This window comes from Pseudomonas sp. GW456-L13 (assembly GCF_017350115.1).
In the GTDB taxonomy this organism is placed as follows: domain Bacteria; phylum Pseudomonadota; class Gammaproteobacteria; order Pseudomonadales; family Pseudomonadaceae; genus Aquipseudomonas; species Aquipseudomonas jessenii.
This window is the reverse complement of sequence record NZ_JACNAS010000002.1, coordinates 1,965,168-1,984,432: the sequence shown is the minus strand read 5'-3', so window position 1 is coordinate 1,984,432 and position 19,265 is coordinate 1,965,168. Positions and strand designations below refer to the sequence as shown.

Sequence of the window (19,265 nt, the reverse complement as noted above, 5' to 3'; positions counted from 1 at the left end):
TAACGCTGGCAACCTGACCCCCCGCGGTGTTCTCAGGTTCATCGCGAGCAGGCTCGCTCCTACAGGGGAGGGTGTTTAGTCGATAAACAAGTCGGTCATGAGCTTGTCGTTGCTGTCCGGCGCGAATCGATAGTGTTCGAACTCCGTCACACCGCTTTCCCGCAGAATCTCCTCATCAATCAGCAAACGCCCGGTCAGGCTGCGGTTTGCGCTGCTCAGAATCACATGCGCCGCATCCGCCATGATCGCAGGCAGGCGCGCATGCTTGAACGATTCCCTCGACCCCAACTGAAACTCGATGGCAGCGGTGGCGATCATCGTCTGTGGCCATAGCGAGTTGACGCTGATCCCGTAATTCCTGAATTCCTCGCTCATGCCCAGGGTCAGCATGCTCATGCCGTACTTGGTCACGGTATAGGGGCTGTATTGCGCGAACCACTTGGCGGCCAGGTTCAGCGGCGGCGAGAGGTTGAGGATATGGCCGCTGGATTTCTTCAGGTACGGCAACGCAGCCTGGCTGCACAGCAATACGGCGCGGGTGTTGATCTGGTGCATCAGGTCAAAACGCTTGAGTTCGAGGTGTTGAACCCCGGTGAGCTTGATCGCCCCGGCATTGTTGATCAGTGCATCTATGCCACCGAAATGTTCGTTGGCCTGGGCCAGGGCCTGATGCACGGCATCTTCATCGCGCACATCCACTTGCAGGGCCAGTGCCTTGCCGCCTGCGGCTTCGACTTCCTGGGCCACGCTGAAAATCGTGCCCGGCAGCTTGGGGTGGGGGGCGGCGCTTTTGGCGGCGATCACAATGTTGGCCCCGTCGCGTGCGGCGCGCAGCGCGATCTCGCGACCAATGCCGCGGCTGGCGCCGGTGATGAACAGGGTTTTGCCTTGCAATGACATGCGTACGCTCCTGATTATTGTTATTTGAGCAAAGGCTCGACAAACAATGTAGACGAAGTCTTCAGGTGCGGACGTAGAGGTGGGTACCCCCTGTGGGAGCGAGCTTGCTCGCGATAGCGGAGTGTCAGTCGACATCAATGCTGGATGTGCTGACCTCATCGCGAGCAAGCTCGCTCCCACAGGGTTTAGAGTGTTAGTGAGACATCACTTCGCGAATGTCCTTCGCCAATTCACGCACGCGCTCTTGCTCGGTGTCCCACGAGCACATGAAGCGTGCGCCGCCGTTGCCGATGAAGGTGTAGAAACGCCAGCCCTTGGCAGTCAGTGCGGCGATGGCCGGTTCCGACAGTTGCAGGAACACGCCGTTGGCCTGTACCGGGAACATCAGCTCCACGCCGGGGATGTCGCTGACCAGTTCGGCCAACAATTGCGCGCAGTGGTTGGCGTGGTTGGCGTATTTGAGCCAGGCGTCGTTTTCCAGGATCCCGACCCACGGTGCCGACAGGAAGCGCATTTTTGAAGCAAGCTGCCCGGCCTGTTTGCAGCGGTAATCGAAGTCTTCGGCCAGTTTGTGGTTGAAGAACAGAATCGCCTCGCCCACGGCCATGCCGTTTTTCGTGCCGCCGAAGCACAGCACGTCGACGCCGGCCTTCCAGGTCAGGTCAGCCGGGGTGCAGCCGAGGAAGGCGCAGGCGTTGGAGAATCGTGCGCCGTCCATGTGCAGGTTCAGGCCCAGTTCCTTGCAGGTGGCGCTGATGGCGCGGATTTCGTCCGGGGTGTAGACGCTGCCGACTTCGGTGGCCTGGGTCAGGGTCACCACACGGGGTTTCGGGTAGTGGATGTCCTGGCGCTTGAGCGCGACCTCGCGGATCGAGTCCGGGGTCAACTTGCCGTTTTCAGTGCGGGCGATCAGCAGTTTGGAACCGTTGGAGAAGAATTCCGGGGCGCCGCATTCGTCGGTTTCGACGTGGGCGGTTTCCGAGCAGATCACGCTGTGGTAACTCTGGCACAACGACGACAGCGCCAGCGAGTTGGCGGCGGTGCCGTTGAAGGCAAAAAACACTTCGCAGTCGGTTTCGAACAGTTTGCGGAATCCGTCGGAGGCGCGGGCGGTCCACTCGTCGTCGCCGTATGCGCGCTGGTGGCCGTGGTTGGCCTGCTCCATGGCGGCCCAGGCTTCAGGGCAGATGCCGGAATAGTTGTCGCTGGCGAATTGTTGGCTCTTGTCGGTCATGGCCTGCTTCCGTGGTCGAGATGCCTATGGTGAAGCGTCCCGTGGTCAATGAGGGTGCGCACTGTACCCAAGATCGTCAGGTGGAGTGCACAGGATGTCGCTGTCGGGAACATACACAGTCGAAGGGCAATTATGCACGTGACGATGCACAAGGCCATGCACTTAAAGCAGCGCGACGGGGCACTGGATCTGCTCAAGTGGCTGGCGCTTTTAAGCATGGTGCTCGATCACCTGCGATATGTCGGTTATTCCGCCGATCTGTTGTATGTGCCGGGGCGGCTGGCATTCCCTTGGTTCTGCCTGGCGATGGCGGCCAATCTGTCACGAAAGCCTGTTGTGGTGAACGGTGGGCAATGGCGCTATCTGGGTTGGTTGTTGCTGTTTAGCGCGGTGAGTGAAATTCCTTACCGGATGTACATTCACAATCCCGACACCTTGAACGTGCTGCCCACCCTTGCCCTGGGCTTGCTGGTGATTCGTGGCTGGCAGCAGCCGGTGCTTGCGTCGCGCCTGCTGGCCGTCGGCGCGTTGCTGCTGGCAGGGTTTTTCTCCCAGCGATTGATGTTCGGTTTCTTTGGCGTTCTGTTGCCGCTGGCGATGCTGCTGGTATTGCAACGGCCCTGGTATTTCGCGCTGTTGGCGGGGTTGGTATGCCTGGCGGCCAATCAGTGGCAGGTGCTGTATTACGCCACTCGCTTGGGCAATGTCGCGGCGATTCCGGCCATCGTCACGTGCCTGATTGCGCCATGGCTCGGGCTGTTCTTGTTGCGACATGCAAAGGGCGTAAAACCACCACCGATGCGGCGCTGGGCGTATGCGCTCTATCCCTTGCATTTCCTGCTGTTGCTCGCAGTGCGACAGGTTATCGCCTGACCCTGCTTTTGTGGCGAGGGGGCTTGCCCCCGTTGGGCTGCGTAGCGGCCCCAAACGCTTAAGAGGCAGTTTTTCAGATAAACCGCACCTGCTGAAACTGCGACTGCTTCGCAGCCGAACGGGGGCAAGCCCCCTCGCCACAGAGATATCCTCAGGCCAGCCTTTTCTTCCCATGTCGTAAACGCACCTTTGCGTGGCGCCCGTAGGCATTTGACGACTCCAAGCCAGTCATACCATCGCTACCAAAGGGCACTGCCGAAAAGCCAGTGCCTCACCGAGACGAATGGCGCACCGCCGCCGCTGGGAGAGACGCGATGTTCAGCAAGCAAGACCAGATCCAGGGTTACGACGATGCACTGCTGGCGGCGATGAATGCCGAGGAGCAACGCCAGGAAGATCACATCGAGCTGATCGCGTCAGAGAACTACACCAGCAAACGCGTCATGGAAGCGCAAGGCAGTGGCCTGACCAACAAATACGCCGAAGGCTATCCGGGCAAGCGCTACTACGGTGGCTGCGAACACGTCGACAAGGTTGAAGCCCTGGCCATCGAGCGCGCCAAGCAACTGTTCGGCGCCGATTACGCCAACGTCCAGCCGCACTCCGGCTCCTCGGCCAACAGCGCCGTATACCTGGCCCTGCTGCAAGCCGGTGACACCATTCTCGGCATGAGCCTGGCCCACGGCGGTCACCTGACCCACGGCGCCAAAGTGTCGTCCTCGGGCAAGTTGTACAACGCCGTGCAGTACGGCATCGACACCAACACCGGCCTGATCGATTACGACGAAGTCGAGCGTCTGGCCGTCGAGCACAAGCCGAAGATGATCGTCGCCGGCTTCTCGGCTTACTCCAAGACCCTCGACTTCCCGCGCTTCCGCCAGATCGCCGACAAGGTCGGTGCACTGCTGTTCGTCGACATGGCCCACGTGGCCGGTCTGGTTGCCGCTGGTCTGTACCCGAACCCGCTGCCTTACGCCGATGTGGTCACCACCACTACCCACAAGACCCTGCGCGGTCCACGTGGCGGCCTGATCCTGGCCAAGTCCAACGAAGAAATCGAGAAGAAGCTCAACGCAGCAGTTTTCCCCGGTGCCCAGGGCGGCCCGCTGATGCACGTGATCGCCGGTAAGGCGGTGTGCTTCAAGGAAGCGCTGGAGCCTGGCTTCAAGGCTTATCAGCAGCAAGTGATCGACAACGCCCAGGCCATGGCCGGCGTGTTTATCAAACGCGGCTACGATGTAGTGTCCGGCGGTACCGACAACCACCTGTTCCTGGTCAGCCTGATCCGTCAGGGCCTCACCGGCAAAGAGGCGGATGCAGCACTCGGTCGCGCCCACATCACTGTGAACAAGAACGCTGTCCCGAACGATCCACAGTCGCCGTTCGTGACCTCCGGCCTGCGCATCGGCACCCCGGCGGTCACCACTCGCGGCTTCAAGGTGACCCAGTGCGTCACGCTGGCCGGCTGGATCTGCGACATCCTCGACAACCTCGGCGACGCCGATGTCGAGGCCAATGTCGCCGAGCAAGTGGCAGCCCTGTGCGCGGACTTCCCGGTTTATCGCTGAGTGCGGTTTTGGAGTAAATGACTATGCAACGCTACTCGGGCTTCGGCCTCTTCAAACACTCTCTCAGCCATCATGAAAACTGGCAGAAAATGTGGCGCACGCCGACCCCTAAAAAGGTCTACGACGTGGTCATCGTCGGTGGTGGCGGGCATGGTCTGGCCACGGCTTACTACCTGGCCAAGGAACACGGCATCACCAACGTGGCCGTGGTCGAGAAAGGCTGGCTGGGCGGCGGTAACACCGCGCGCAACACCACCATCGTTCGCTCCAACTACCTGTGGGACGAGTCGGCGCACCTGTACGAACACGCGATGAAACTGTGGGAAGGCCTGTCCCAGGACCTCAACTACAACGTGATGTTCTCCCAGCGTGGCGTCTACAACCTGTGCCACACCCTGCAGGACATTCGTGATTCCGAGCGTCGGGTCAGCGCCAACCGCCTCAACGGCGTGGACGGTGAGCTGCTCGATGCCAAACAGGTTGCCGACGAGATCCCGTATCTCGACTGCTCGAAGAACACCCGCTACCCGGTAATGGGCGCCACCGTCCAGCGCCGCGGCGGCGTGGCCCGTCACGATGCCGTGGCCTGGGGCTTTGCCCGGGCCGCCGACGCCCTCGGCGTGGACCTGATCCAGCAGACCGAAGTGATCGGTTTCCGCAAGGAAAACGGCGTGTGCATCGGCGTTGAAACCAACAAGGGCTTCATCGGCGCCAAGCGCGTCGGCGTAGTGACCGCCGGTAACTCCGGGCACATGGCCAAGCTCGCCGGTTTCCGCCTGCCGATCGAATCCCACCCGCTGCAAGCGCTGGTGTCCGAGCCGATCAAGCCGATTATCGACAGCGTGATCATGTCCAACGCCGTACACGGTTACATCAGCCAGTCCGACAAGGGCGACCTGGTGATCGGCGCCGGTATCGACGGCTACAACGGCTACGGCCAGCGTGGTTCGTACCCGGTGATCGAACACACCATCCAGGCCATCGTCGAGATGTTCCCGGTGCTGTCGCGGGTACGCATGAACCGTCAGTGGGGCGGCATCGTCGACACCACGCCGGATGCCTGCCCGATCATTTCGAAAACCCCGGTACCGAACATGTTCTTCAACTGCGGTTGGGGCACCGGCGGCTTCAAGGCAACACCTGGCTCGGGCAACGTATTTGCCGCAAGCCTGGCCAAGGGTGAAATGCACCCACTGGCCGCACCTTTCTCCATCGACCGTTTCCACAGCGGTGCGTTGATCGACGAACACGGCGCTGCAGCAGTCGCCCACTAACAGGAGAAATCCCTATGTTGCATATCTTCTGTCCTCACTGCGGCGAACTGCGCTCCGAAGAGGAATTCCATGCATCCGGCCAGGCGCACATCCCGCGCCCACTGGACCCGAGCAGCTGCACCGACGAGGAGTGGGGCGACTACATGTTCTTCCGCGACAACCCTCGTGGTCTGCACCACGAGCTGTGGGATCACGTCGCCGGTTGCCGTCAGTACTTCAACGTCACCCGCGACACCGTGACCTACGAGATTCTCGAAACCTACAAGATCGGCACCAAGCCACAATTCACCGACAAGACCGATAGCCCGAAAGCGGCCAGCACGGCTCTGGGAGAGAAGGTATGAGCCAGATCAATCGCCTGTCCAATGGCGGACGGATCGACCGCAACAAAGTCTTGACCTTCACCTTCAACGGCCAGAACTACAAAGGCTTCGAAGGCGATTCCCTGGCCGCTGCACTGCTGGCCAACGGCGTCGATATCATCGGTCGCAGCTTCAAGTATTCCCGTCCGCGCGGCATCTTCGCCGCCGGTGCCGAAGAGCCGAACGCGGTACTGCAGATCGGCGCCACCGAAGCCACGCAGATCCCGAACGTGCGTGCTACGCAACAGGCGCTGTATCAAGGCCTGGTCGCCACCAGCACCAACGGCTGGCCGAGCGTGAACAACGACATGATGGGGATTCTCGGCAAGGTCGGCGGCAAGCTGATGCCGCCGGGCTTCTACTACAAAACCTTCATGTACCCGCAATCGTTCTGGATGACTTACGAGAAGTACATCCGCAAGGCTGCCGGCCTGGGCCGCTCGCCGACCGAGAACGATCCGGACACCTACGACTACATGAACCAGCACTGCGACGTGCTGATCGTCGGTGCCGGCCCTGCTGGCCTGGCTGCTGCCCTGGCGGCTGCGCGCAGCGGTGCGCGGGTGATCCTCGCTGATGAACAGGAAGAGTTCGGCGGCAGCCTGCTCGATTCCCGCGAAAGCCTCGACGGCAAGCCTGCGATGGAGTGGGTGGCCAGTGTCATCGACGAGCTGAAGAACACCCCGGACGTGCTGCTGTTGCCGCGCGCCACCGTCAACGGCTACCACGATCACAACTTCCTGACCATTCACGAGCGCCTGACCGATCACCTCGGCGACCGCGCACCGATTGGCCAGGTGCGTCAGCGCATTCACCGGGTCCGCGCCAATCGCGTGGTACTGGCAACCGGCGCTCATGAGCGTCCATTGGTCTACGGCAACAACGACGTGCCGGGCAACATGCTCGCCGGCGCCATCTCGACCTACGTGCGTCGTTACGGCGTGGCACCGGGCAAGAAGCTGGTGCTGTCGACCAACAACGACCACGCCTACCGCGTTGCCCTGGATTGGCTCGATGCCAGCCTGCAAGTGGTGGCCATCGCCGACGCCCGCAGCAATCCGCGTGGTGCGCTGGTGGAAGAAGCCCGCGCCAAAGGCATCCGCATCCTCACCGGCAGTGCCGTGATCGAGGCTCGTGGCAGCAAGCACGTGACCGCTGCCCGTGTGGCCGCCATCGATGTCAAAGCCCACACCGTGACCAGCCCTGGCGAATGGCTCGACTGCGACGTGGTCGCCAGCTCCGGTGGCTACAGCCCGGTGGTTCACTTGGCTTCGCACCTGGGTGGCAAGCCGATCTGGCGCGAAGACATCCTCGGTTTCGTACCGGGCGAAGCACCGCAGAAGCGCGTGTGCGTCGGTGGCATCAACGGCGTCTACGGCCTCGGCGATTCCCTGGCCGACGGTTTTGAAGGTGGCGTTCGCGCTGCTGCCGAAGCTGGCTTCCAGTCGGTTGAAGGTGTGTTGCCAAAAGCCTTGAGCCGTCTCGAAGAGCCGACCCTGGCGCTGTTCCAGGTGCCCCATGAAAAGAATACCGCCCGGGCGCCGAAGCAATTCGTCGACCTGCAAAACGACGTCACCGCCGCCGCCATCGAACTGGCGACCCGCGAGGGCTTCGAGTCGGTCGAGCACGTCAAGCGCTACACCGCGCTGGGCTTCGGCACCGATCAGGGCAAGCTCGGCAACGTCAACGGCCTGGCCATCGCTGCCCGCTCGCTGAACGTGACCATCCCGCAGATGGGCACCACCATGTTCCGTCCGAACTACACGCCGGTGACTTTCGGCGCCGTGGCCGGTCGTCACTGTGGGCACATCTTCGAGCCGGTGCGTTACACCGCACTGCATCAATGGCACCTGAAAAACGGCGCCGAGTTCGAAGACGTCGGCCAGTGGAAGCGTCCTTGGTACTTCCCGAAATCCGGTGAAGACCTGCATGCCGCGGTGAAGCGCGAATGCAAAGCCGTGCGCGACAGCGTCGGCCTGCTCGATGCTTCGACCCTGGGCAAGATCGACATCCAGGGCCCGGATGCGCGTGAGTTCCTCAACCGCGTCTACACCAACGCCTGGACCAAGCTCGATGTGGGCAAGGCCCGTTACGGCCTGATGTGCAAAGAAGACGGCATGGTCTTCGACGACGGCGTGACGGCTTGCCTGGCCGACAACCATTTCGTCATGACCACCACCACCGGCGGCGCGGCTCGTGTGCTGCAGTGGCTGGAGCTGTACCACCAGACCGAATGGCCGGACATGAAGGTGTACTTCACCTCCGTCACCGACCACTGGGCGACCATGACCCTGTCCGGGCCGAACAGCCGCAAGCTGCTCGCTGAAGTCACCGACATCGACCTGAGCAGCGAAGCCTTCCCGTTCATGACCTGGAAAGAAGGTCTGGTCGGTGGTGTGCCGGCGCGGGTGTTCCGGATTTCGTTTACCGGTGAACTGTCGTACGAAGTCAACGTGCAAGCCGACTACGCCATGGGCGCGCTGGAAAAAATCGTCGACGCCGGCAAGAAGTACAACCTGACGCCGTACGGCACAGAAACCATGCACGTACTGCGGGCCGAGAAGGGCTTCATCATCGTCGGTCAGGACACTGACAGCTCGATGACCCCGGACGACCTGAACATGGGCTGGTGTGTCGGTCGCACCAAACCGTTCTCGTGGATCGGCTGGCGTGGCATGAACCGTGAAGACTGCGTGCGTGATCAGCGCAAGCAACTGGTTGGCCTGAAACCGATCGATCCGAACAAATGGCTGCCGGAAGGTGCGCAACTGGTGTTCAACACCAAGCAAGCCATCCCGATGACCATGGTGGGTCACGTGACTTCCAGTTACCTGCACAACTCCCTGGGCTATTCGTTCGCCATGGGCGTAGTCAAGGGCGGCCTGAACCGCATGGGCGAGCGTGTCTTCGCGCCATTGGCGGACGGCAGCGTGATCGAGGCGGAAATCGTTTCTTCGGTGTTCTTCGATCCGAAGGGTGAGCGCCAGAACGTGTAAAGGCTTCGGGTCCTGTCGGGTGTGAGCTGCCGCCATCGCGAGCAAGCTCGCTCCCACAGGAGATCGCCTAACCCCTGTGGGAGCGAGCTTGCTCGCGATGGCGGTAGAACAGCCACCACAAGGGCCAGAACCAACAGAATTCAAAACAGGTGCTTTATGACCGCAGCCAATGTTTACCAACAACGCCCAACCTCCGGGGCCAAGGCCGAGTCGTCGCTGCATCACGCCGACCTCGCCAGCCTGGTGGGCAAGGGTCGCAAGAACGCCGGCGTGACCGTGCGTGAGAAAAAACTCCTCGGCCACCTGACCATCCGCGGCGATGGCCACGATGCCGCGTTTGCCGCGGGCGTGCACAAGGCCCTGGGCATCGAGTTGCCGGGCGCGCTGAGCGTCATCGTCAAAGGCGAAACCAGTTTGCAATGGATGGGGCCGGATGAGTGGCTGCTGATCGTGCCGACCGGTGAAGAACTTGCCGCCGAGCAAAAACTGCGCGCAGCACTGGGCGATTTGCACATTGCAATCGTCAATGTCAGCGGCGGCCAGCAACTCCTCGAACTGAGCGGCCCGAACGTGCGCCAGGTGCTGATGAAGTCCACCAGCTACGACGTGCACCCGAACAACTTCCCGGTGGGCAAAGCCGTCGGCACGGTGTTCGCCAAGTCGCAACTGATGATCCGTCACACCGCCGAAGACACCTGGGAACTGCTGATTCGTCGCAGCTTCTCGGATTACTGGTGGCTGTGGTTGCAGGATGCTTCTGCCGAGTACGGCCTGAGCGTGCAGGCCTGATCACCACCGTCACTGTAGGAGCGAGCCTGCTCGCGATGGACTTGAGAGCGACGCGTTAAATCAGGAAGTACGCGTCATCGTTGACGTCCATCGCGAGCAGGCTCGCTCCTACAGGAAGGCTGTTCCGTTTACAGATATCACAGGAGTCACCGCACCATGAGCCGCGCCCCAGACACATGGATTCTGACCGCCGACTGCCCCAGCGTCCTCGGCACCGTGGACGCGGTGACCCGCTTTCTGTTCGAGCAGGGCTGCTACGTCACCGAGCACCATTCCTTCGATGACCGACTCTCGGGCCGTTTCTTCATTCGTGTGGAATTCCGCCAGCCTGACGGTTTCGACGAGCAGTCCTTCCGCGCGGGCCTCGCCGAGCGCGGTGAAGCCTTCGGCATGATCTTCGAACTGACCGCGCCGAACTACCGGCCGAAAGTGGTGATCATGGTTTCCAAGGCCGATCACTGCCTCAACGATTTGCTCTATCGCCAGCGCATCGGCCAGTTGTCGATGGACGTGGCCGCCGTGGTCTCCAACCACCCGGACCTCAAGCCACTGGCTGACTGGCACCAGATTCCGTACTACCACTTCCCGCTGGATCCGAACGACAAGCCGTCCCAGGAACGTCAGGTTTGGCAGGTCATTGAAGAGTCCGGTGCGGAACTGGTGATCCTTGCGCGCTACATGCAAGTGCTGTCGCCGGAACTGTGCCGCAAGCTCGATGGCAAGGCGATCAACATCCACCACTCCCTGCTGCCCGGTTTCAAGGGCGCCAAGCCCTACCACCAGGCCTACAACAAGGGCGTGAAACTGGTGGGCGCCACCGCGCATTACATCAACAACGACCTGGATGAAGGCCCGATCATTGCCCAGGGTGTGGAGGCGGTGGACCACAGCCATTATCCGGAAGACCTGATCGCCAAGGGGCGGGATATCGAAGGGCTGACACTGGCGCGGGCGGTTGGGTATCACATTGAGAGAAGGGTGTTTTTGAACGCCAATCGTACGGTCGTTCTCTAGATCGCTATCGCGAGCAGGCTCACTCCTACATTGGAATGCGTACCCTCTGTAGGAGCGAGCTTGCTCGCGATGAGGCCCTTACAAGCAACACAAGTAACAGCATCTGTACCCGAGCATTTAACGCGCTGCCTGCCTTGGCAGCGTGGTTCCATAAAAACAACAGCGAGGTGAAAGCATGTCTGGCAATCGTGGTGTGGTGTATCTCGGCGCTGGCAAGGTCGAAGTGCAGAAGATTGATTATCCGAAAATGCAGGACCCGCGTGGCAGGAAAATTAACCACGCCGTCATCCTGCGCGTGGTTTCCACCAATATCTGTGGTTCCGACCAGCACATGGTGCGCGGCCGTACCACCGCTCAAACCGGTCTGGTCCTGGGTCACGAGATCACCGGTGAAGTGATCGAAAAGGGCAGCGACGTCGAGAACCTGCAGATCGGTGACCTGGTGTCTGTTCCGTTCAACGTGGCTTGCGGGCGCTGCCGTTCCTGCAAAGAAATGCACACAGGCGTCTGCCTGAGCGTCAACCCGGCGCGTCCGGGCGGTGCTTATGGTTACGTCGACATGGGCGACTGGACCGGTGGTCAGGCCGAATACGCCATGGTGCCGTACGCCGACTTCAACCTGCTGAAACTACCGGATCGCGACCGGGCGATGGAAAAAATCCGCGACCTGACCTGCCTCTCCGACATCCTGCCGACCGGCTATCACGGTGCCGTGACCGCTGGCGTCGGCCCGGGCAGCACCGTGTACATCGCCGGTGCCGGTCCGGTCGGTTTGGCGGCGGCTGCTTCGGCTCGTCTGTTGGGCGCGGCGGTGGTGATCATCGGTGACGTCAACACCGTGCGCCTGGCCCACGCCAAGGCTCAGGGCTTCGAGATCGCCGACTTGTCCCTGGACACGCCGCTGCACGAACAGATCGCTGCACTGCTGGGCGAGCCGGAAGTGGATTGCGCCATCGACGCCGTTGGTTTCGAAGCCCGTGGCCATGGCCATGACGGCGTGAAACACGAAGCCCCGGCCACCGTGCTCAACTCGCTGATGGGCGTGGTGCGTGTGGCAGGCAAGATCGGCATCCCCGGCCTCTACGTGACCGAAGACCCGGGCGCTGTCGACGCTGCCGCGAAAATGGGCAGCCTGAGCATCCGCTTCGGCCTGGGCTGGGCCAAGTCCCACAGCTTCCACACCGGCCAGACCCCGGTGATGAAGTACAACCGCGCGCTCATGCAAGCGATCATGTGGGACCGCATCAACATCGCCGAAGTGGTGGGCGTTCAGGTGATCAGCCTGGATCAGGCTCCGCAGGGTTATGGCGAGTTTGACGCGGGTGTGCCGAAGAAGTTTGTGATTGATCCGCATAAGATGTTTAGTGCGGCGTAAGGGTTTTTAAGAAAAGGAAAAGGGTGACTTAATGTCACCCTTTTTCGTTGCGAATAATGTCTCTTGTTTGGGCGGATATCTGGGGTCTGGGAGTGGTCCTTAAAGTGTGTTCTAGTTTCAATATTCTCTGGTCTATTACGCCGATTGCAATGAGATTAAGTTCTGATTGATTGACGTTTTTTGAGGCTGTATTCGAGCTGATCAGCTGTTTAATTGCTCTTTGTTCACTTGTTATTAATTCTTGAACGGCCGATTTGAAGGAGGCATCAGCCTGATCGGTTGCTGAAGAGGTGTGAAGGGTAGTTGAACTTGTATCATCGAAGAGATCGTTGATGCTTTTTGATGTACGTTGTTTATCGAGTCGCAGATGCGCTGGGCTCCTTCGAACGGCTGTGATTCGTTCGGTTTTTTTATACGTCCCTACAAGCGAGTCTACCGTCGCAGGTGTATTTCTGGATTTTTTGATCGTCCGAGCCGACTTCCAGAACTTAAGCTTATGAATGGAAAATAAATTAAATGCATGCCCGCTCGGATCGTTTCTGTTTACCGGATCTCCCGCGCAATACCCATACGCATTCAACCCCCCCTCCCCAAAGGGGCTCCAACTATCCGGGATGGTAAACCGCGTCATCACCGGGTTAAACGCCCGATAACCATTCCCCAACAAATAGCACCCCGTCACCGGATCCCGTCTTTCACCATTGAAGCCGAGCAGGCTGAGTAAGCCGTTCCCCGCCGGGCGATGGCCATAAGGTGAGTAGGCGAGGGGATGTGGCCGAACTACATCAAGTACATTCAAAACCGAACGCTGTTGATCAGTGGCAAGCAAATGCGCCGCCACTGCCCCACTCTGACGCTGTTGCTGCGCCAGCAGTTGATCCTCATGCTGCATGATCGAACGCTGCACCGCGTCTTGAATCTCGGTGGCCAGACGATCTTTCAGGTAAAAGCGTCGGGTGGGGGGCTGCGCAGAGGGAGTGCAATCAACCAGACGATCCAGCGGGTCGTAGAGGTAACTGCAGAGCAGCGTTTCTCGATTGGGGAGCATGGCCGGTTCCTGAATGAGTTTGTCGATCCAGGGTTTTACTGTGGTGCATTCGAACAGAGCCGCCTACTAGCAGATCTGATAGTACCGCAGGCTCCAGGGCTGCTTTGTGACGAGCGGATGGTAAATGGATGGAAACCTGAGGAACATGCCCGCGTCTGCCCGGTCAAATCGGCAGCTTTGCGCCCGTAAGCCGGGCGTTTTTCATGAAACAAGAGGATGTCTGAATGAAGATTTCACGCGGTTTTGCACTGGCATCACTCCTGACCCTGACAGCCAGCCCGGTCTTCGCACAGTTCAATCTGGGTGATGCGGTCAATGCCATTGCCGGCATGAAGGGCGATGACGCGGCCGCGACTGCTGCACCGACACCGCAGACCGCCAACCTGCTGAGCACCCTCAGTGAATTGGACATCACCCCAGAGCAAGCCGTTGGCGGCGCCGGGGCGATGCTGGGGCTGGCGAAGAACCAGTTGAGCTCGACCGACTACTCGGAACTGGCCAAAAGCGTGCCAGGCATCGACATGCTCTCGGGCGGCGGGGAGTTGGGTGCACTCGCCGGTCTGCTCGGCTCCAGCGGCAAAGCTGCAGGGCTGGACAACGCCTTGGGCAACGTCAAGGACACCAACGACCTGAACAACGCCTTCAGCGCCCTGGGTATGGACAGCGGCATGATCGGCCAGTTTGCCCCGGTGCTCCTGCAATACTTCGGTCAGCAGGGCGTCGGCGGTTCGCTGCTGAGCAGCCTGGGCAGCATCTGGGGCACCGGCACCGGTAGCTGATTCAGCGGCGCCCGGCGCGTAATGCGTCGATGCGCCGGTCCTTCTCGATCCAGAGCTGGTTGACCCAGTTCTGGACCTTCTCGCGAAACGCAGGGTCGTTTTCGTAATCGCCCTGCCACAGTGCCGGGTCGAGTTCGCGAGTCTTGATGTCGATGATGACCCGCGGAACGTTGCCGCTGATCAAGTCCCAGAACCCCGGAATCGTCTGCTGCGGGTAAACCACTGTCACATCGAGAATCGCGTCGAGCTGCTCACCCATCGCCGCCAGCACAAAGGCCACCCCGCCGGCCTTGGGCTTGAGCAGGTGATTGAACGGCGACTGTTGCTGGTCACATTTAGCCGCCGTGAAGCGGGTGCCTTCGAGGTAGTTGACCACCGTCACTGGCTGGCGCTTGAACAATTCACAGGCCTGTCTGGTGATTTCCAGATCCTTGCCGGCCAGTTCCGGGTATTTGGCCAGGAACGCCTTGCTGTAGCGCTTCATGAACGGGTAATCCAGCGCCCACCACGCCAGGCCCAGGAAGGGCACCCAGATCAGCTCTTTCTTGAGGAAGAATTTGAAGAACGGCGTGCGCCGGTTCAGCGTCTGGATCAGCGCCGGGATGTCGACCCAGGATTGATGGTTGCTGATCACCAGATATGAAGTGTCGCGACGCAGATCGTCACCGCCACGGATGTCCCATTGGGTAGGGATGCAGACACGGAAGATCAGCTTGTCGATCTCGGACCAGGTCTCGGCGATCCACATCACCGACCATGAGGCGTAATCGCGAAAACGGCCGGGCAGGATCAGTTTGAGCAGGGCAAACACCATCAACGGTCCGATCAGGATCAGGGTGTTGAGCAGGAGCAGCAGGGTCACGAAACAGCCGGTGAGCAGGCGGCGCATAAGTCACTCGTGGAAGCGGTTGGGCGCGCAATGATAAGCAGCTTCGGGCGACAGGCCAAATCGGTGCTGACGAATGTTTCACCATTGGATGGGTAGGCTGGGTTGGAGTATCCGGTCACATTACTGTGGCGATTGTACCGGCCTCTTCGCGGGCAAGCCCGCTCCCACAGTGGATTGGGGGTGTACACAAGATGTGTGAACGACACAAAACCCTGTGGGAGCGTGGCTTGCCCGCGAAGCGATTCCAAGAACGAACGAATTGCCAACTGACGGTCTAAAATTCCGCTGCCCATTGCTCAAGGAAGCCCCATACGTGAAATCGCTCCTCGCACTGCTTTCTCTTCTGGCCCTGCCGGTCATGGCCGCCGAGCCGACCCTCTATGGTCGTTACGAATACATCGCCCTGCCGGAAATCGGCGGGCAGGTCCTCAAGGCGAAAATGGACACCGGTGCCCTGACCGCGTCGCTGTCGGCCAAGGACATCGAAACCTTCAAGCGAGACGGTGAAGACTGGGTGCGTTTCCGCCTCGGCACCAAGGACGCGAACAACAAGGTCTACGAGCACAAGATCGCGCGCATCAGCAAGATCAAGACCCGCTCCGAAGAGGAAGAGGAGGATAGCGACATGAACGCACCCACCAAGCGCCCGGTGGTCGACCTGGAACTGTGCCTGGGCAACGTCAAGCGCACGGTCGAGGTCAACCTGACTGACCGCAGCAGCTTTAATTATCCGCTGCTGATCGGCGCCAAGGCCTTGCGTGAGTTTGGCGCGGCGGTGAATCCGGCTCGGCGGTTTACGGCGGACAAGCCGGATTGTTAGTTGAGCGCTCTCGTTCTGTTGTGAGAGTTATATGGATATTTCTTGATGTTGGTTGCGTATGTGTTTTACGTCTGTGGTGAGTCCGGCAATTTCAGTGTTTATATTGTCGAGCAGGTATAGACGTCTTGCTCTTGTCTGAGGACTGTCGGAGATGATTCTTTTTGATACGCTTTCTCTTGCGGATAAAAGATTGGCCAATTTTTCTTTGGGGTCTTTTATATACGTGACAGGAATTTTATTTGCCAGAGTTTCATTGGGCTTTCGCCTGTAGTTTAAGTCCATTTCGGCAAGGGATAAAGTATTCACATCAAAGTCCTTGGCGTTTTTCAAGGAATTGCCTTGATGGCTTTTCGGTACCGGGGGGGGTGTTATTAGGTTATTAGTTTTGACGACTCCGGATGCAGGCATTGCGACTTTATATTTGCTTGGGGTTCTCATTCCAGTAAGGTTTTTAAAGCCTTTCCAAAAGCTCCTAAGTAGTGAACTAGCGTGCCCCTCCACCTCGATTCTGTTTATTGGGTCCCCCAAGCAATAAGCATAAGCATTCAACCCACCCTCCCCAAACGGACTCCAACTATCCGGGCTATTAAACCGCATAAACACCGGATTGAACTGCCGATACCCATTGCCCAAATGATAATGCCCGGTCACCGGGTCCCGCCGTTCGCCATTGAAGCCGAGCAGGCTGAGCAAACCGTTTTCCGCCGGACGATGGCCGTAAGGTGTGTAGGCGAGGGGATTAGGTTGAGTGGTGTCCAGGGCATTGAGTATCGAGCGTTGTTGGTCGGTAGCCAGCAGGGTGGTGCCTACTTTGGCGTCGAGGCGACTTTGCTGGGCCAGCAACTGGTCGTCGTGCTGAAGGATGCTCCACCGAGCGGCGCCCTGAATCTCAGTGGTCAGTCGGCTTTTGCAATGAAAACGCTGGATGGCGGGTTGCAGAAGTACTGTGCAGCCATTTTGGCGATCCAGTGGATCGTAGTGATAGCGACACAGTACAGTGTCACGGGATGTGTTAGACATGGGTTGAACTCCGTTCAAGGTCCGGATCGCATAAACTTAAGCATCGGAGTTTTTTCAGAAGCTGCCTACTAGCAGAACTGCTAGGTACTACAGACCCTGAGCGACAATCAGCTCAGCCTGATTGACGCCGATTCCCCCTTGAGTCACCGTTCGCCCACATCACTGCCGGGCTCGGACGCCATGCCTCATATCCTGATTGTCGAAGACGAAGCGGCCATTGCCGACACCCTGGTTTTCGCCCTGCAAGGCGAGGGCTTCACCACCACATGGCTGAGCCTAGGCGCGGCGGCGCTGGAGCACCAGCGCCAGACCCCAGCGGATCTGATCATTCTCGATATCGGCCTGCCGGACATCAGCGGCTTCGAAACCTGCAAGCAACTGCGGCGCTTCAGCGAAGTGCCGGTGATGTTCCTCAGCGCCCGGGATGGCGAAATCGATCGCGTCGTGGGCCTGGAAATCGGCGCCGACGATTACGTGGTCAAACCTTTCAGTCCTCGGGAGGTGGCGGCGCGGGTCCGGGTGATTCTCAAGCGCATGGCGCCCCGCACGGTCAGCGAACCGTCGGCGACGCTGTTTCGCATCGATAGTGAACGTGTGCAAATCAGTTATCGCGGTCAACTGCTGACCTTGACCCGCCATGAATACCGTCTGCTGCAATGCCTGCTGGAGCATCCCGAGCGAGTCTTCAGCCGCGAACAGTTGCTCGATGCCCTGGGCGTGGCCGCCGACGCCGGTTACGAGCGCAGCATCGACAGCCACATCAAGAGCGTGCGCGCCAAGTTGCGATTGGTGAAGGCTGACGCCGAACCGATCCAGACCCACCGCGGCCTCGGCTACAGCTACAACCCGGGACAAAGCTGATGCCGCTGGGAATCCGGATTTTCCTGGTCTACGCACTATTCATCGGCCTGACCGGCTACTTTGTGCTCAACACGGTCATGCAGGAGATCCGCCCCGGCGTGCGCCAGTCCACTGAAGAAACCCTGGTCGATACTGCCAACCTGATGGCCGAGATCCTGCGCGACGACTTCAAGGCCGGCAGCCTCAACCAGAACCGCTGGCCGGAACTGCTCAAGGCCTATGGTGAGCGACAGCCCGGAGCGAAAATCTGGGGCTTGCCAAAGAATCAGGTCAACCACCGCATCTACGTCACCGACGCCAAGGGCTTCGTCGTGCTGGACTCCAGCGGGACGGCGGTGGGGCAGGATTACTCGCGCTGGAACGACGTCTACCTGACCCTGCGTGGCGAATACGGTGCACGCTCCACGCGCAATGACCCGAACGATCCGGGGTCTTCGGTGATGCACGTCGGCGCGCCGATTCGCGACAACGGCCAGATCATCGGCGTGGTCACTGTGGCCAAGCCCAACAGTTCTTTGCAGCCTTATGTGGATCGCACGGAACGCCGGTTGCTGGCGTACGGCGCCGGGCTGATCGGCCTCGGTCTGCTGTTCGGTGCGTTGTTGTCCTGGTGGCTGAGCCGCGCCCTGCGAAGATTGACGGCGTACGCTCAAGGCGTCAGTGAAGGCCGGCGGGTTGAAGTGCCGCATTATCGCGGCGGTGAGCTGGAGCAATTGGCCACGGCAGTGGAGCAGATGCGCACGCAGCTTGAAGGCAAGGCCTACGTCGAACGTTACGTGCACACCTTGACCCATGAGTTGAAGAGTCCGTTGGCGGCGATTCGTGGCGCGGCGGAACTGTTGCAGGGCGAAATGCCTCTGGCACAGCGGCAACGTTTCGTCGGCAATATCGACAGTGAAAGTGCGCGCATGCAGCAGTTGATCGAGCGGCTTTTGAACCTGGCGCAGGTCGAGCAACGCCAAGGGCTGGAACAGCGGGTGGCGGTGCCATTGGCGGCTTTGGTGGATGGCCTGCTGAACGCGCAATCTGCGCGAATCGCAGGTAAGCAGTTGCGCGTAGAGCAAACGATTTCATCGGACCTGATGCTGATCGGCGAGCCATTTCTGCTGCGTCAGGCGTTGGGTAATCTGCTGGACAATGCGCTGGATTTCACCCCTGTTGAAGGTGTGCTGCGATTCACCGCCGAACGGACAGGCGAGCAGGTCGAGTTCAAGCTTTTCAATCAGGCAGAGTCGATTCCCGACTACGCGCTGCCGCGTTTGAGCGAGCGTTTTTACTCGTTGCCGCGTCCCGACAGTGGGCGCAAAAGCACCGGGCTCGGGCTCAACTTTGTCGAGGAAGTGGTCAAGCTGCATGGCGGTACGATGAGTATTGGTAATGTCGACGGCGGTGTGGAGGTGAAGTTACACCTGCCTTAAGACCGAGTTACGGCCAATCGCGAGCAGGCTGAATCTCCACACAAT

At 59.8% G+C, this 19,265-nt stretch carries 17 protein-coding genes; 12 read left to right on the top strand and 5 right to left on the bottom strand.

What is annotated here, in order from left to right; translation table 11 throughout:
• Positions 1–75 precede the first annotated feature (75 nt).
• Together J4D25_RS23225 and J4D25_RS23220 are read right to left on the bottom strand one after the other, a co-directional pair.
• Complete coding sequence (locus tag J4D25_RS23225; RefSeq protein WP_057712997.1) at positions 76–900, bottom strand: NAD(P)-dependent oxidoreductase; 825 nt, start codon at positions 898–900, stop codon at positions 76–78.
• A gap of 193 nt (positions 901–1,093) precedes the next feature.
• Positions 1,094–2,134 (bottom strand): low specificity L-threonine aldolase, encoded by a 1,041-nt coding sequence (locus J4D25_RS23220; protein WP_057712998.1) that lies wholly within the window; start codon positions 2,132–2,134, stop codon positions 1,094–1,096.
• A gap of 156 nt (positions 2,135–2,290) precedes the next feature.
• Here J4D25_RS23220 and J4D25_RS23215 point away from each other — a divergent pair, with 156 nt between their 5' ends.
• From J4D25_RS23215 to fdhA, 8 genes are all read left to right on the top strand, one after another.
• Positions 2,291–3,007: a TraX family protein gene (locus J4D25_RS23215; protein WP_057716547.1), complete on the top strand. Its 717-nt coding sequence runs from the start codon at positions 2,291–2,293 to the stop codon at positions 3,005–3,007.
• 314 nt (positions 3,008–3,321) lie between these two features.
• Positions 3,322–4,575, top strand: coding sequence for a serine hydroxymethyltransferase (gene glyA / locus J4D25_RS23210; protein ID WP_057712999.1), 1,254 nt, complete (start codon positions 3,322–3,324; stop codon positions 4,573–4,575).
• A gap of 23 nt (positions 4,576–4,598) precedes the next feature.
• Entirely contained in the window at positions 4,599–5,849 is a 1,251-nt protein-coding gene (locus tag J4D25_RS23205) for a sarcosine oxidase subunit beta (RefSeq protein ID WP_007907561.1), read from the top strand.
• A gap of 14 nt (positions 5,850–5,863) precedes the next feature.
• Positions 5,864–6,193: a sarcosine oxidase subunit delta gene (locus tag J4D25_RS23200; protein WP_057713000.1), complete on the top strand. Its 330-nt coding sequence runs from the start codon at positions 5,864–5,866 to the stop codon at positions 6,191–6,193.
• Complete coding sequence (locus tag J4D25_RS23195; protein WP_057713001.1) at positions 6,190–9,207, top strand: sarcosine oxidase subunit alpha; 3,018 nt, start codon at positions 6,190–6,192, stop codon at positions 9,205–9,207. The genes J4D25_RS23200 and J4D25_RS23195 overlap by 4 nt, the downstream gene beginning before the upstream one ends.
• A 156-nt stretch (positions 9,208–9,363) precedes the next feature.
• Positions 9,364–9,996, top strand: coding sequence for a sarcosine oxidase subunit gamma (locus J4D25_RS23190; RefSeq protein WP_007994422.1), 633 nt, complete (start codon positions 9,364–9,366; stop codon positions 9,994–9,996).
• A gap of 156 nt (positions 9,997–10,152) precedes the next feature.
• Entirely contained in the window at positions 10,153–11,010 is an 858-nt protein-coding gene (purU, locus tag J4D25_RS23185) for a formyltetrahydrofolate deformylase (RefSeq protein ID WP_007981374.1), read from the top strand.
• Positions 11,011–11,185: 175 nt separating this feature from the next.
• Positions 11,186–12,385: a formaldehyde dehydrogenase, glutathione-independent gene (gene fdhA / locus J4D25_RS23180; protein WP_057713002.1), complete on the top strand. Its 1,200-nt coding sequence runs from the start codon at positions 11,186–11,188 to the stop codon at positions 12,383–12,385.
• A 34-nt stretch (positions 12,386–12,419) separates the two neighbouring features.
• Here fdhA and J4D25_RS23175 read toward each other — a convergent pair whose 3' ends face one another.
• Positions 12,420–13,433 (bottom strand): RHS repeat-associated core domain-containing protein, encoded by a 1,014-nt coding sequence (locus tag J4D25_RS23175; RefSeq protein WP_079246703.1) that lies wholly within the window; start codon positions 13,431–13,433, stop codon positions 12,420–12,422.
• A 224-nt stretch (positions 13,434–13,657) separates the two neighbouring features.
• Between J4D25_RS23175 and J4D25_RS23170 the strand changes: the two genes are divergently transcribed.
• The gene (locus J4D25_RS23170; RefSeq protein ID WP_057713004.1) at positions 13,658–14,212 is read left to right on the top strand and encodes a DUF2780 domain-containing protein; all 555 of its coding nucleotides are present in this window, start codon (positions 13,658–13,660) and stop codon (positions 14,210–14,212) included.
• Position 14,213: 1 nt separating this feature from the next.
• Here the strand turns inward: J4D25_RS23170 and J4D25_RS23165 are convergent, their stop codons facing one another.
• A complete protein-coding gene (locus tag J4D25_RS23165) occupies positions 14,214–15,101 on the bottom strand; it encodes an acyltransferase (protein ID WP_057713005.1) in 888 nt (295 codons plus the stop codon).
• 313 nt (positions 15,102–15,414) lie between these two features.
• On the opposite strand from J4D25_RS23165, the gene J4D25_RS23160 reads away from it, so the two are divergent.
• Positions 15,415–15,921: an ATP-dependent zinc protease gene (locus tag J4D25_RS23160; protein ID WP_057713006.1), complete on the top strand. Its 507-nt coding sequence runs from the start codon at positions 15,415–15,417 to the stop codon at positions 15,919–15,921.
• A 27-nt stretch (positions 15,922–15,948) separates the two neighbouring features.
• On the opposite strand, the gene J4D25_RS23155 is transcribed toward J4D25_RS23160, so the two are convergent.
• Positions 15,949–16,941: an RHS repeat-associated core domain-containing protein gene (locus J4D25_RS23155; protein WP_079246704.1), complete on the bottom strand. Its 993-nt coding sequence runs from the start codon at positions 16,939–16,941 to the stop codon at positions 15,949–15,951.
• A 180-nt stretch (positions 16,942–17,121) separates the two neighbouring features.
• On the opposite strand from J4D25_RS23155, the gene creB reads away from it, so the two are divergent.
• Together creB and creC are read left to right on the top strand one after the other, a co-directional pair.
• Positions 17,122–17,802 (top strand): two-component system response regulator CreB, encoded by a 681-nt coding sequence (gene creB, locus J4D25_RS23150; protein WP_057713008.1) that lies wholly within the window; start codon positions 17,122–17,124, stop codon positions 17,800–17,802.
• A complete protein-coding gene (gene creC, locus J4D25_RS23145) occupies positions 17,802–19,220 on the top strand; it encodes a two-component system sensor histidine kinase CreC (RefSeq protein WP_057713009.1) in 1,419 nt (472 codons plus the stop codon). The genes creB and creC overlap by 1 nt, the downstream gene beginning before the upstream one ends.
• Positions 19,221–19,265: the final 45 nt, after the last annotated feature.

What these genes read in the sequence shown, in the direction of transcription:
- J4D25_RS23225 (WP_057712997.1), bottom strand. Translation starts at nt 900, where the DNA reads ATGTCATTGCAAGGCAAAACCCTGTTCATCACCGGCGCCAGCCGCGGC.
- J4D25_RS23220 (WP_057712998.1), bottom strand. Translation starts at nt 2,134, where the DNA reads ATGACCGACAAGAGCCAACAATTCGCCAGCGACAACTATTCCGGCATC.
- J4D25_RS23215 (WP_057716547.1), top strand. Translation starts at nt 2,291, where the DNA reads ATGCACTTAAAGCAGCGCGACGGGGCACTGGATCTGCTCAAGTGGCTG.
- glyA (WP_057712999.1), top strand. Translation starts at nt 3,322, where the DNA reads ATGTTCAGCAAGCAAGACCAGATCCAGGGTTACGACGATGCACTGCTG.
- J4D25_RS23205 (WP_007907561.1), top strand. Translation starts at nt 4,599, where the DNA reads ATGCAACGCTACTCGGGCTTCGGCCTCTTCAAACACTCTCTCAGCCAT.
- J4D25_RS23200 (WP_057713000.1), top strand. Translation starts at nt 5,864, where the DNA reads ATGTTGCATATCTTCTGTCCTCACTGCGGCGAACTGCGCTCCGAAGAG.
- J4D25_RS23195 (WP_057713001.1), top strand. Translation starts at nt 6,190, where the DNA reads ATGAGCCAGATCAATCGCCTGTCCAATGGCGGACGGATCGACCGCAAC.
- J4D25_RS23190 (WP_007994422.1), top strand. Translation starts at nt 9,364, where the DNA reads ATGACCGCAGCCAATGTTTACCAACAACGCCCAACCTCCGGGGCCAAG.
- purU (WP_007981374.1), top strand. Translation starts at nt 10,153, where the DNA reads ATGAGCCGCGCCCCAGACACATGGATTCTGACCGCCGACTGCCCCAGC.
- fdhA (WP_057713002.1), top strand. Translation starts at nt 11,186, where the DNA reads ATGTCTGGCAATCGTGGTGTGGTGTATCTCGGCGCTGGCAAGGTCGAA.
- J4D25_RS23175 (WP_079246703.1), bottom strand. Translation starts at nt 13,433, where the DNA reads ATGCTCCCCAATCGAGAAACGCTGCTCTGCAGTTACCTCTACGACCCG.
- J4D25_RS23170 (WP_057713004.1), top strand. Translation starts at nt 13,658, where the DNA reads ATGAAGATTTCACGCGGTTTTGCACTGGCATCACTCCTGACCCTGACA.
- J4D25_RS23165 (WP_057713005.1), bottom strand. Translation starts at nt 15,101, where the DNA reads ATGCGCCGCCTGCTCACCGGCTGTTTCGTGACCCTGCTGCTCCTGCTC.
- J4D25_RS23155 (WP_079246704.1), bottom strand. Translation starts at nt 16,941, where the DNA reads ATGTCTAACACATCCCGTGACACTGTACTGTGTCGCTATCACTACGAT.
- creB (WP_057713008.1), top strand. Translation starts at nt 17,122, where the DNA reads ATGCCTCATATCCTGATTGTCGAAGACGAAGCGGCCATTGCCGACACC.
- creC (WP_057713009.1), top strand. Translation starts at nt 17,802, where the DNA reads ATGCCGCTGGGAATCCGGATTTTCCTGGTCTACGCACTATTCATCGGC.